Annotated in this window: 7 protein-coding genes; 3 read left to right on the plus strand and 4 right to left on the minus strand. The window is 43.9% G+C overall.

The genetic code is table 11. The features are described from left to right. Nucleotides 1-127 precede the first annotated feature (127 nt). Together AVL57_RS07005 and AVL57_RS07010 are read right to left on the minus strand one after the other, a co-directional pair. A complete protein-coding gene (locus tag AVL57_RS07005; protein WP_138118038.1) occupies nt 128-1,246 on the minus strand; it encodes a helix-turn-helix domain-containing protein in 1,119 nt (372 codons plus the stop codon). Beyond that, nucleotides 1,246-2,289: a GGDEF domain-containing protein gene (locus AVL57_RS07010; RefSeq protein WP_232363284.1), complete on the minus strand. Its 1,044-nt coding sequence runs from the start codon at nt 2,287-2,289 to the stop codon at nt 1,246-1,248. Before AVL57_RS07010 ends, AVL57_RS07005 begins: the two co-directional genes overlap by 1 nt. Before the next feature lie 405 nt (nt 2,290-2,694). Between AVL57_RS07010 and AVL57_RS07015 the strand changes: the two genes are divergently transcribed. From AVL57_RS07015 to AVL57_RS07025, 3 genes are all read left to right on the plus strand, one after another. Further along, complete coding sequence (locus AVL57_RS07015; RefSeq protein ID WP_057792443.1) at nt 2,695-5,400, plus strand: TonB-dependent receptor; 2,706 nt, start codon at nt 2,695-2,697, stop codon at nt 5,398-5,400. Nucleotides 5,401-5,544: 144 nt separating this feature from the next. Further along, nucleotides 5,545-6,531: a metallophosphoesterase gene (locus tag AVL57_RS07020; protein ID WP_057792445.1), complete on the plus strand. Its 987-nt coding sequence runs from the start codon at nt 5,545-5,547 to the stop codon at nt 6,529-6,531. Next, nucleotides 6,524-8,980, plus strand: coding sequence for a phytase (locus AVL57_RS07025; RefSeq protein ID WP_057792446.1), 2,457 nt, complete (start codon nt 6,524-6,526; stop codon nt 8,978-8,980). Before AVL57_RS07020 ends, AVL57_RS07025 begins: the two co-directional genes overlap by 8 nt. A gap of 163 nt (nt 8,981-9,143) precedes the next feature. Here the strand turns inward: AVL57_RS07025 and AVL57_RS07030 are convergent, their stop codons facing one another. Continuing rightward, nucleotides 9,144-9,563 carry a CBS domain-containing protein gene (locus tag AVL57_RS07030; RefSeq protein WP_057792448.1) on the minus strand — a complete coding sequence of 140 codons (420 nt, stop codon included), beginning with the start codon at nt 9,561-9,563 and terminating at the stop codon, nt 9,144-9,146. A 251-nt stretch (nt 9,564-9,814) separates the two neighbouring features. Next, entirely contained in the window at nt 9,815-13,474 is a 3,660-nt protein-coding gene (locus AVL57_RS07035; RefSeq protein WP_158443230.1) for an ATP-binding protein, read from the minus strand. Nucleotides 13,475-13,542: the final 68 nt, after the last annotated feature.

Below are 13,542 nucleotides of genomic sequence, written 5' to 3' on the forward strand. Positions count from 1 at the left end.
AAGGCGTTTACGTAGGAATGACTAAAAATAAACGAGTTCAGATTAGCGCGCTTACATTTACAGGCAATTAGACAATTACGCAAAACAAGTGAAAGGATAAAAGGTTTTGCACCCAATGCAAAGTAAATTAACGAGCACGCAGCTCACTTGGGGTTAAGCCGGTTAACCGTTTTATTGCACGGCGAAAGTTAGGCAGGTCGGAAAAGGCCATTTGAGAGGCGCTTTGTTCGTTGTTTAGTTTTCTAAGCGCCAGTAATACGATAGCTTGTTGCCGCCGAGCTTCTTCGCTTAAGCCCCGGTATGTGTAATTGTGATCGGTCAGCTTTCGTTTTAACGTTGCGGTACTGCACCCTAAGCTTTCAGCTAAATCTGCCAACCCTTTTTGCGGTTCACGTAAGGTCTTACTTCTTACATAGTCGAGTAAGCTCAAGTTTGATGTGGCTTCGCGTGAAGTTTGGAGTAAGGTTTGGGGTTGCTGATACGCCAAACCTCTCTCTGTCTCGCCTAGAGCTTCGCCAAAAGCATCGCCTGTTTTATCATCGGCAAAAGGGAAAGGAATAGTCATACATGATTTGGGTAGGGTTATAGACATCAACGGTGCATTGAAAGTAACCCGAAGCCCTAGGTAAGTTTCGAAATCTTGAACATTGCGTGGTCTATCAGAATCTATTGTAAAGCCTAAAGGTAAACGGGTGCCTGTCCACTGTTTAAGTAAGGCGACCAGCATGGACAAATACAACTGGGCAATAAACGGCCAAAGCTTGTGGCTGCCTCTTTTTTCACACCCCATGGTGTCTTGTAACACCCAAATGTATTTGTCTTGTAGCACAAAGCGCTTAAAAGATACCAAAGGAACACTCTCCCACCGTATTGCCGAAAGTACTTCAATCGCCTGCTCAAGATTTTGGCTATCTTTAATGTTGGCTATGTCTTCACGTAGCCATACACCACCTAAGCTTTTACCTATCAAAAAGCTAACATCGTTACCTTGGCATTGACTTCTTACGTTAGAAAGTAAGGCAATACATTGCTTGGCGCTAATGCGGGTATCCATCGTGAGGCTATCGTCAAAAATGCCCGTACCACGAAGTATTTTGTCTTTACTTGCTCCGCGGGGAATGGCAACGTCCAGCACCGCATGGACAAGGTGATACGCGGGTATCACCTTGTCCAACTTAGTCACTGGTGCAGGGGAAAGTTCTGGCCCTTGTGTTAGCCCTTGTGTAGCCATTGAGCAAGCTATCACTATGCCGCGTTCCTGCTACCGGGTTTAGAACCGAGCTTGGTTCCGGGTTTAGAACCGGGCTTCGAACCGGGCTTCGAACCGGGCTTAGTTCCGAGATTACTGCCCTTGTAGCTCCCTTCATCGCCAACCTTATCGCCTTCGTTCCTGCCGGCGTCTTCAAGTTGAAGTAGCAAATGCTGCAAGGTATCGGTGAGCGAATCTCCCTGACTAAGCGGCGCAACCACTGCTCGCGCACTAGTATAAATGGCGGCAGTGTCTTCTTTATAGCGAAATGCCACATGACTAATACTTGCTCTAACTTCCTTTACAATATCTTGTGCTTCGGCTTCATTCACATTGGGCAGTAACAACGCGAATCTATCGCCGGCATATCGACAAGCTAAATCTTGTTGTCTGAGGTTCATTACCACCAGCTGCGCAACTTCGTGCAAATATCGGTCGCCTTCGGCCTGCCCATAGCACTGATTAAAATAAGAAAATTCATTAATATCGATGATGGCCACATAACCGTTATGTCCAGATGCTTGCAAGGCGGTAACCCGTGATTGCCAGTAATCGCCTCGATACAATTGAGTGATAGGATCGATTTCTTGGTGGTCTCGGTAGTCCCACTCTCGGCGGCGAAGCTGCAAATTGATTGCACGCTGTTCTAAATGCCACAAGTAAAGCGCCGCTGTCATAATGATCATGCCAATAGCTGCGGGTATCGACTCAATCATGCTAAGCCACACGGCAGAGTCGGGGTAACGCAAAAACTCATCAAGCAAGTCAAGTGTCATTGAAAATAAGAAAAACACTAAGCCCATAATTAACAAGCTGGTGACCTTACCCGGCGGCCGACTGGCCAACACCGCGACAATCCACCCTAGCGTTAGCAGTACTACACTGCCCTCACCCACAATATCTAGCCCAGATATAATGGCGAGCGGCTTGGGGTTGCCAAAGGTCAGGCTCAATGAGCTTGCCAGTGCACAAGTAGCAAAAGTAAAGAACAGCCAGCCTTTATGGTGACCAAACTGCGTGGCATTTCGTAACGTAAACATGATGTAGCACTCTCATGGGTAGCAAACTGTGCTTTCCCTGCAATTACGAATAAAAGTAATTGGGGACAAGCAGTAGGACAAGACTCAGGAAATATCCCATTTTTAACCTGATTGTCGAGGGTCAGTTTGGCTCACCAATGTGACAAATTGGTGGCAGTGCGGCTTTGAATTTAAAAATAACAATAAAATAATTAAACTTATTAGTAAGTTACTAACGGGTCAATTTAGCTCACCTTTCTTTGAATCTGTTCATATTCGCCATTTCTGCCGGCGTTGATAGTGTTCTCGTCATGTAACTGTCATATCCAATTTTTACCTTACATTCTTGCCGTACGTTTTGCCGTATTTTTTACCATTTTTGGGCATCACACATTGTTCACTGCACACACTACTCATGGATTAAGAATGAAAATTAAAACCCGTTATTCTACGTTACGCATTGCCTGCATTGCTGCGCTTGGCCTTTCACTGTCTCATCAAGCTTTAGCCGCTAATGGCGCCATTACGGGTACGCTCAACGACGCCGCTGAAGCGCGCGTATACGTAGGCGCTAAAGTTCGACTGGTAGAGCTGAACCTAATCACTGAATCTCGTCGCGACGGTAGCTTTCGCTTCTCGGGTGTACCAGCGGGCACCTATACCTTAGAGGTTTCTTATTTAGGTGAAGAAACGGTAACGCAGAAAGTCACAGTAAAGGATGATGCCACCGTACGCACTGCAATTGAGGTGGGTGAAGGTGACGAACTTGAAGAATTACTAGTATTAGGGCAACGCAGTAGCCAAGCCAGCGCCATAAACCAACAGCGGGTATCTAATCGCATATCTAATGTGGTCTCTGCCGATGCCATAGGCCAATTTCCCGATCAAAACGCCGCTGAGTCATTGCAACGTTTACCAGGCTTGTCGATAGAGCGAGACCAAGGCGAAGGCCGATTTGTGGGTATTCGCGGTATCGATCCAAACTTAAACAACGTGACGATTAACGGCCTTAACATTCCTTCGCCTGAATCTGGTGTACGCTCGGTGGCTTTAGATGTTATACCTTCCGAACTAATTCAAACTCTTGAAGTATCGAAGTCGGTCACCCCTGACATGGACGGTGATGCTATTGGTGGCTCTGTTGAAGTAACCAGTGTTAGCGCCTTCGACAAACAACAAGACACAGCCAGTATTACCGTACAAGGTAGCCAAAACGATTTGCGTGATGAAGTTAGCCCTAAGGTTTCAGGTACCATTACACAAAAGCTATCACCAGATTGGGGCGTAGCAGCAGCCTTGTCTTACTTTGACCGAGACTTTGGTTCAGATAACGTAGAAAGCAACGGCGATGATGAAGTAGAACAACGCCAATACACCATTACCCGTGAACGTTTAGGGGCAGCGGTTAACCTTGATTACCGCCCAGATTTTAATAACCAGTATTACCTTCGCACGCTTTACAGTGAATTTTCAGACGAAGAATACCGGTTAAGCAACACCTTCACGCTAGACGGTGAAGACTCAGAAATTGAGCGTGGCAGTAAAGACAGAAAAGAAACCCAAAGTATTTTTACCGTTGCCCTTGGCGGTGAACATCAATTACAAACTTGGAAAGCCGACTGGCAATTAGGTTTTGCCAAATCTGACGAAGATGAACCAGACGCGCTCTACTATAACTTTGTGACAGAAAACGACAGTATTGATGCCAACTTAAACACTATTCGCCCTGCCATAACACAAGATGCTGATGCAGTAGATTTATCAACCTATGAGCTTGATGAAATTGCATTTGAAGACAATTACACCAAAGACACTGAAACCAGCTTTAAACTCGATTTCGCTCGCCCAGTCAACTTTGGCAGTTATATAGGTGAGTTAAAATTAGGGACTAAGTACCGTAGCCGTGAAAAAGACAGAGACAGCAGCATCTTCATTTACGATGGAGATTTCGACAACATAGACCCGTCAGATTTTGGTGATAGCTCACCAGACTATTCATTGGGTGATTTTGGCCCAGGGTTGTCTCGTTCAACTATGCGTGATTATTTTGACACCAACCGCACGGCACTAGAATTGGCTGAACTTGATTCAGAAATTGAATCTAACGGTGCCACCTACGTTAACGAAGAAGACATCTTTGCCGCTTATATTATGGGTAGTGTTGATATTGATAAGCTTCATATTGTGGCTGGTGTACGCTACGAGCGCACTGATTTCAGTACCTCAGGTATGCGTGTTGAGCTTATTGAAAATGAAGAAACCGATGTGGAAGATGTGGTAAACACGGTTTGGGAAGCTGAGCGTGATTACGATCATTGGTTACCTAGCATCAATGCGCGCTACGCTTTTTCAGATAAGCTTCAACTTCGCGCCGCTTATACCCAAACTATTTCACGGCCTAAATTTGAAGATGTAGCAGCGTTTCAAATTCTCGAAAGCAAAACCGAAGAAGATGACGGCGTTTTTGTTACCGAGCGTGAAGCAGAAGTGGGCAACCCAGAGCTTCAACCTTACGAAGCACAAAACCTTGATGTGTCTTTAGAGTATTACCCTGGTGATATTGGCGTACTGTCAGCCGGTTATTTCTACAAAGATATTGATAACTTTGTAGTGTATGCCGATGTAGCAGGCACAGAAGGTTGGGAAGACTACGATGAAGCTATTCAAGCAATTAACGGTGAGAGCGCCAGCTTACACGGGCTAGAATTGTCGTGGGTTAAAGCATTCAATAACGGCTTTTTAGTGGCAGCAAACGCAACCTTCACAGATTCAGACGCTACCACCATTTTAGATGGTGAAAAGTTTGAAACCCAATTGCCAAATCAGTCTGACACCATTGGAAACCTAACCTTTGGTTACGAAGCCAATGACTTTAGTCTGCGTTTAGCCATGACGTATAAAAGTGAAAACTTTGAAGAGATTGACGGTGACATGCTGCGCTTTGAAGATGAACATGCCCAGTTAGACTTTACTGCTAAGTATTTCATTAACGATGATATGCAGGTGTATTTCAACGCTATCAATATTAATAACGAACCATTTTATAATTACTTCGACTCGCGCACTAACAACGCACAATTTGAAGAATATGGCCGCACCTTTGAACTAGGTTTTACATGGCAAATGCGCTAATTAGCGCATTGTTTAATCCGTATTGTAAAACGATGTTCACGTTAAACCATAACGGTTGAACAATAACGTTAAACCCTAAAACGTCATACACCAGCGTTTAAAAAATGGGCGCGCTACAAGCGCGCCCTTATTAGAGATAAATTCATGCGCGTACTACTGCTTCTTTTTGCCTTTTTATCACTTACATGCGAAGGGCAAACCACATCACACGATTACTACCAACAACACCACATTAATAATCTTGAAGTTCAAGATAATGCGTTTAACTTTTTAGTGGTGGGCGACTGGGGCCGCAACGGCCATTTTTATCAACGAGACGTAGCCAAATGGATGGACATTGCCAGCTACCAGCTTGATGCTGAATTCATCGCCACCACAGGCGATAATTTTTATGATAACGGAGTTGCTTCAGTAGAAGATCCCTATTGGCGAACATCTTATGAAGATATTTACCACCAGCCCCACTTATTCGTTGATTGGCACCCCGTGCTAGGCAACCATGATTATCGCGGCAATTGGCAAGCACAAATAGACTACAGCAAAGTGAGTCGACGTTGGGAAATGCCAGCGCAGTATTATAGCAAAACCGTAAAGTTAGAAGATGATACTACTGCGCTTATTCTGTTTATTGATACTAACCCGCTTAACCCAGATTACGCTACCGAGGCGAAATACCACCAAGCATTTGCTCAAGGCTCAACAAAGCAATTAGCTTGGATAAACACCATGCTTTCAAACAGTAATGCTAAATGGAACATTGTGATTGGTCATCATCCACTGTACTCAAGTGGAAAGCGTTATGGCACTACCAGTGCTATTAAAAATGTACTAGAGCCAATATTGCACCAGCACGACGTAGACGCCTACATCGCAGGGCACGAACATGATTTGCAGCACAACCAGTTACCTGACGATGCTTTAGTACACATTGTATCTGGCGGAGGCTCAGAAGTGCGCCCCGTAGGAAATTATGCCTTCACCCGTTTTGCAAAATCCACAGGTGGTTTTGTGGCAGTCAGTTTAACCGGTCGCGAGCTTCGTTTTACCTTTATTGACCATAACGGGGAGGTCATCTATCAACATAATGTACAAAAGCCTAACGCTGTAACAAAAGGAACTGGCAATGAATAAAGTGAAGAACAAACTTACTAAAGTTGCCATAAAAACAAGTCAATTAGGCTTTTGCTTGGCGGTTATGGCAGGCGCTAATGCAATTGCATCAAGCTCAGCTGACCTCACACTAGCAAATACAGGCGCTGGTATTACTACTGAGTCAGAAACGACATACGAACTAAACGGCAGAACAATAAGCGTAACAATTAGTGAAACTAATGGCTTAACAGTATCTGATAGCAAGAATATGCTAGCGTCGCAAAAAGGCCACTTTGTTACAGCTGGAAGTTACCTTGTTTCTAACGAATCAGTAGGTGAATCAAGCGCCGAGGTGGCAAGTACCACTAGTGCCTATATTCAAACCTTAGTGTTTGAAATTAACAGCCAACAAATACGTAGCTACACGATAGGCATTAAAAACGCCCCAAACCACGCCATCAGCATTACCCAAACATCAGCGACTGACGTGAAAGATTCCGAAGCCTTGTGTAGCGCCAAGATAGACGGCAAGTTACAGTTCATCAATATAGATGCGTTGGGTATGCTCACCCAATATTTGGCAATACCGGATAAAAGCGGTAGCGCGCTCACGGTACATCCTTTACGTACATTGGCGATTGGCCCTGGTATAAAAAGCTGTGCGCTTGGGGTGAGCTACCACGCGTCTAATTACACAACTTCGGACTACAACGCTTCTGACTACGGTGTACCTGTTGAAGGAACTTCTCACGCAAGAACAAAACATGTTAAGCAAACTATTTATTTAGCTGACGAATACGCCGGTGTTTGGGCCATGCCTGCAGATGAAGAAGCTGAGGTCGAGCGCACGCTCATTTTCAACCAGCCTGACACGCCGGTAGAAGGTGTTGCCACCCTTAATGGGTTCGAGGCACACAAGGAGGTTCCCGCCGGTTCAGGTACAAATCGCCCAATTACAAACAGCTCGGCTGCAAATAGCACACCTACAACAATTCTAGGAACACAAGGCACGGTTACCGCTTGGGTAAGCCCAGAACACAGTGGCCTGTGGCTTCACAATACGTGCGCCACGAGCTTCTTTGATTTTGATCAAGACATTGCTCCAGAAGATATCTCGCTGTTGGTAACAGGCGATACGGTTCACGCCAACATCTACGATGACCACTCAGGCAGCACACTCACCACCAACATCACCCACGCCATTGCAACAATAAACAGCTGCCACACAAACCAGGAATCTCTTATCAAGACACCCTCGTCTTTTAACGAAAGGTCTTTTAACGAGACACCCATGTTAAAAGACACAGACCTCACTACAGAGACACCCACCCAAAATGGTGATGTATCCACTAACATCACTAACGAGACACCCATCTTTTCTGCTATAGAACTGCAGCCCATTTATGAAACCGATGTAGTAGAAAATTATGGCGATGCAGCAGATGATCCTGCTATTTGGATAAACAAAAACGACCCAGCTAAAAGCGTGGTGATTGGCACTAACAAAAAAGGCAGCTTAAATACCTATAATTTACAAGGTGAGTTAGTTGCATCCCACAAGGTAGGGCGAGTAAATAATGTGGGCGTGGCATACGATTGGGCGCCACAACACGATATCGCCGTGGCGAGTAATCGAAGCAGTAATAGCATGTCGGTCTTTTTTATCGATAAGAAAACGGGCGAGCTAACCTTTAATACCAACATCCCTACCCCGCTAAACGATATATATGGGTTGTGCGTATTTTCAGTAAATAATCACACCCAAGTATTAGTGAATAGCACAGATGGCCGATACTTACGCTATTTATTGAACTCGCCAACTGATGTAAATAATAACGCCATCGCGAAAACTAACTCCCATACCAACCCTGTGAGCAGTGCTGAAAAAGCAGATCCTTCTCAGATTTCTGCCACCTTAATTCACGACTTTGAATTACCGTCCCAACCGGAAGGGTGCGTTGTGGACACTACCGCGCAAATAGCCTACTTGGGAGAAGAAGGTGCTGGCATATGGGCGTTGGATGTTTCTGAAATAAAAACAATGCCTTCATCAACGCTCGCTAAAGCTGTAAACAAGCATGCTTCAATCAAGTTAGATAACAAGACACCCATGTTTATTATTCCGATTGAATCACCAGTTACCGCTGATATTGAAGGTTTGTCGTTATTTGATGTAGACGGTGTACGCTATTTAATTGCTTCTAGCCAAGGCAATAATCAATACGCTGTGTATGAAAGCGAGGCACCCTATAAATTGGTGGGTATGATAAGCATTGGTCCAAATTATGATAAAGGCATTGATGGCGTGTCGGAAACTGATGGGCTTGAAACCACAAACGCCAATCTGGGCGGACCATTTAAAAATGGGCTATTGGTGGTGCAAGATGGAAGAAATGTTATGCCTAGCCAAAGGCAGAACTTTAAGTTAGTGACAGGAGATGACTTAGCTGATGCAATTCGCACTCATGTGAGCAATCGTAATCAGTAAGCGACTGTTCTTGAACATTACAATGTAAACATTTTTCATAGCCAATGCCTATTACTACGTTAGAAAAATAGCATGGAAAGAAGAATTTGAGTTGTAAAACAAAAGGGTAAGCGGATTGGCTTACCCTTTTTACTTTTGAAATACTTAAACAACACTTCAAACGCTAGCTAGCGTGCTGATAGCCCGATCGAAGTTGTACGTCTATTGCTCGAAGCACTGCCGTTCGGTTAATACTTCCAACCAATACCCCATCGTCATCAACCACAGGGTAAACGCGAGGCTTATCTTTAATAAGTAATTGTGCCAGTTCTATTACCGACAGATACGGTTTAATAACCACAACCGGTGCTTTCATTATTTCAGCTACACGGCAAATCTGCTCTCGGTAGTAACTTGACGCTATCATTTGAGCAATGCAATCTTGCTCAGACAAAAAACCAATCACCTTACCCTTAATATCAATTACTGGGCCTCCACTTTGCCCGCAAGCCAACAAAGCCTCAACGGCTTCGGCCACTGTCATATCCCCATTTAGTTTCACGGGGTGAGTATTCATATAATCACTGACTAGCAACGATTCCATATTTCTCTCCCAGCCGTGGCGTCTTTTATAGTTTTATACAGCGTGAAGACGAAACGGCACTGCTTGTTATAGTAATGATGTAACGCAATGTTATTTTTTTGTAATCAAATTATTTTGTTACGCTTTAAGCCTAGTAGACTATGGCTATGACAGCTACTTTTTCTATTCGATTTTACTCACTAAAACTGGATTTTAAGCAGCTGTTTAAAGCAAATTGCGCACTTACCACAAATGTCACATAGCACACTGAATTAGGCTGCCTTTAACTCATTCAAAAATACGGCTATCTCGTTAATGGCATCTGGCAATACATTGTCTATTTCCAGCAACTTTTCATCCTTGGCGAGTCGCTCAATATCACTAAAACGACGTTGCACCATCACAGCGCCAATATCACCCGCCATTCCTTTAATGGTATGAGACACCAGTTTAATTTTAGAGACATCTTTGTCGTTTACAGCAGCTTTAATTTCGTCACATTTGCTAGGCACACTTTCAATAAACATTTCACATATTTTATCGAATAAAACCTGGTTATTCGCCAACCGTGACAAGGCGCGTGACTTTTCCCAAACGGGTGCATCACTTCCTTCTGACGAAGAGGGTGTCATATGTGAGATAGATATCACAGGTGTTGATGGTGCCGATACTGAGGAGGGCGAGGAAAGCGAGGAAGATAAACAAGATGGAGAAACTGGAGAAGACTCCGTAAAGCCCGATGACGCCGCCAAAGCGGGACGCTCACTTGCATATTCGCCATGCGCTACTTGTGTATCGCCCAGTACCGATTTACCTAGAAATTGGGGGCTGTACGCAGACTGGATCCAATTGATAATTTTAGGCTCTACCATGCTTGCCACTATAGGTTTGGTGACATAGTCACTCATGCCTGCTGCAATGCACTTTTCCTTTTCCCCTAACATCGCATTGGCTGTCATAGCAATAATAGGAATTTGCTGATGTACCTGCCCTGCGCGGCCATCTCGAATAGCGCTAGTACAACTATATCCATCCATTATGGGCATTTGGCAGTCCATCAAAATACAATGAAGATAGTGCCCTTCTTTTTCGCATTCCCTAACAATATCTAACGCCTGTTCACCGTTGCTGGCAGTTTTCACCGAAACGGGCAAATTATCAAGTACCCCTTTCGCCACTTCTATATTGATAGCGTTGTCATCCACTATAAGCACATGAGCCCCAGCAATACTCTCTTTTTCTATATCCGTCGCATTCGATTCTACGTGATGTGTAGGTTGATTTTCTATTAACTCCGAAGAAGCGCTATCAACGACTTTTAAGAATTCAGATTTCAGCAAGGGTTTTGTTAAAATAGCCGGGGTAAAGTTAGCGTAATATGTGGTTTGCTTTCCAATGCTTTGCAACATACAGATGCGTGGAATGGATATTTGCTTCGCCAAGTTTTCCCAATTTTCGTCTACTACCGACAATATGGGGTTATTGTAATCGGTGACGATGACATCAATGGTTTCCCAAGGAACCTCTTCGAAAGACACGGTGTCGGTATAGGTTTCTACACTGCTACCACCTTCGCTAGTGATTAAGTTATTAATGTTTTGTGCAAGCGGTGGATACTGAGCAAATACAGCTAAACGCAAACCGTCCATTTTATTAGATAACGCCAAGCTTTGCTGACTATCAGCGGAAGTAACATCATCTACTGCAACCCAAAATGAAAAGACACTTCCTTGGCCTTGTGTGGAAGAAAAATCGATATCTCCGCCCAATAAAACACTGAGCTGTTTACATATAGATAAACCCAATCCTGTGCCACCAAATCGTGTAGCAACAGAAGCATCTGCTTGGGTAAACGCTGTGAAAAGCTTTGACTGGTGCTCCTTTGCAATGCCAATACCCGTGTCGGTTATCGACACATGAAGCTGCACTTTGCCCTCGTCACTGCCTTTAAGTGATGCAGTAAGCGCCACATGCCCCCGTTCGGTAAATTTGACGGCATTATTCACCAAGTTACTAATAATTTGAGAAACACGATGTGGATCTGACACCAAGGTTTCAGCTTTTAACCCTGTGGTATCGACAAGAAACTCTAAACCCTTGTTGTGGGCTCGTACCGCCAATGATGAAGATAATGTTTCTATTAATTGCACAGGGTTAAACGCTTGCACGTTTAAATCTAATTTCCCGGCTTCAATTTTCGACATATCTAGTATGTCATTAATTAACACACTCAAATTGTTACAACTTACATCCATCATAGCCGCGAGCTGTTCCGCTTTAGAAGAAAGAGGCTGACGTTTCAACAAATTAAGCGACCCAACTATACCGTTTAAAGGGGTCCGCATTTCATGACTGATGCTTGAGATAAACGCACTTTTTACCTGACTAGCTTGTTGCGCTTCATCCCGTGCTTCTGCTAGTTGCTTAGTGCGACTTTGCACCTTTTCTTCAAGTTCTAGATTATTTTTCTCGATGGCCCTTTGGGTATTACGTTCTTCAGTGATGTCTCGTAAAACCACTGCCACGCCTGAGTATTGACCTTGCTCCCCCCATATGGGAGACACAGTAACCGCTAAGCAATTCTCAATACCTGACGTTTGTTTATATAAAATTTCATCCTGAAAGTAGCCGGTTCGTGCTACCTCAGCATTTAAGTATTTATCCCAAGATATGGGGCGTATCGACGCAAACGCACCATAGTGATGCCCTAATATGGTCGAACTGGGCAGTCTGAATAATCGCTCTGCGGCCATGTTCCAGCTTTTTACTATGCCCGCAATATCCATACTGACTATAGCGTCACTTGACCCTGCCACAATGGCTGCCGACTCACCGCGAGCTTCTGCCAGTTCATAGCTCTTTTTAGCACTACGATGAAAAAATAGTAATACCGCTGCGAACAAGATAGACATTGCCAACAGAAAACCGTAAACCGCCAATCGCCTGTCGTTCATTAAACTGACAATAGTTTTTGCAGGAAGCGCAAGATGCACGTAAATAAATTTGGGGCTCGGTGAACTACTTACAATGACTCTTCGACTTGCGATGTATATCTCACTCTTGTTTCCATCAATGCTATTTTTTAACAAACGAGCCCCTTCATATAAGGGCGATGAAAATTCAGTGTGCCATGTTTCTTCAGGTGAAAGGTCTTTACTATAACTAAAGTTTTTTTCTGGATGGTAGATGAAATAGCCTTCTTCATCAGTAAGGTAAAGTTCTTGTGGCGACATTGCGAATTGCTTCATACCAACTAACGCTATAGCAGTATTGACGTTCATAATGATAAAACCGAACCGTTCACCACTCCCTCTAAAGATAGGTAAGGATAGACGGATCACAGGTTTATAAGGAAACTCGACTTTGCCGTATTCTTTATTGAGACTAATACCAGACATGTACAGTTCGTTTCGAGATAACTTTGCGCTTTCTTGGTAATAGTCTCTTTCGCTCTTCTTTTGAAGGTCAACGCTGTGTACTGCTGCTATTTTTAGACCATCTCTTTCAACTCGCACTACTTCTTGACCATTGTCTTCAACGCTAATAATTCGAAGTTGATCAACTTCTTCGTTATTTTCTATAAAGGCGATAAAAATTGTCTCTAAACGCTTTTTCCACAGCGCGAAGCTGGTGTTTTCTTTGGGATCCACGCCATCATTCTCAATTGCGCGTGGAATACCTGATATCGGCGGCGTGGCGTGTAGAAATTTTAAATTATCGGCATATTGGGCGGCTTGGCGTTGGGTAAAGCCCTCTATTTCACTTGTTCGATGATTTAACTCGGATGACACATCATCTAAAACGCTTTGCGAAAGATTACTTTCAAATAAAAGGGCCACAACCATGGTAACTAAAATTGCCCCAATAACAGCGAAGCCCAGCATTTTTTGGGAATACTTTGCTCCCAGTTTCTGTTTTATAACCGCTGCCAAGGTGAAATACATTCCAATTATCTGATATACATTAAAAACTAGTTTCAGATTTACAGATTAGCAAGTTA

Source organism: Alteromonas stellipolaris, from assembly GCF_001562115.1.
Lineage (GTDB): Bacteria > Pseudomonadota > Gammaproteobacteria > Enterobacterales > Alteromonadaceae > Alteromonas > Alteromonas stellipolaris.